The organism is Mucilaginibacter psychrotolerans (assembly GCF_004519315.1).
Taxonomy (GTDB): Bacteria; Bacteroidota; Bacteroidia; order Sphingobacteriales; family Sphingobacteriaceae; genus Mucilaginibacter; species Mucilaginibacter psychrotolerans.
Window position 1 is genome coordinate 1 of sequence record NZ_SOZE01000107.1, and the last position, 306, is coordinate 306.

General features: G+C 50.7%; 1 protein-coding gene. It reads left to right on the forward strand.

Annotated elements, in window-relative coordinates; translation table 11 throughout:
- Positions 1-306, forward strand: a 306-nt coding sequence (locus E2R66_RS28215; RefSeq protein ID WP_134738032.1) for a glutamate synthase-related protein, incomplete at both ends; no start/stop codon positions are given.

Sequence of the window (306 nt, forward strand, 5' to 3'; positions counted from 1 at the left end):
AAACCGAGAAGCATTACACCATACGTGGCCTGCTTGATTTTGCGCATCATCGCGAAGCGATAACCATTGATGAGGTCGAGCCGATAGAAAGCATCATGAAGCATTTCGCTACAGGTGCCATGTCGTTCGGTTCTATCTCGCACGAAGCGCACAGTCTGATGGCTATCGCCATGAACCGCATTGGCGGCAAAAGCAATACCGGCGAGGGTGGCGAAGACGAGATACGTTACGATAAACTACCAAACGGCGATTCGATGCGTTCTGCTATCAAACAGGTGGCATCAGGCCGTTTTGGGGTAACTTCAA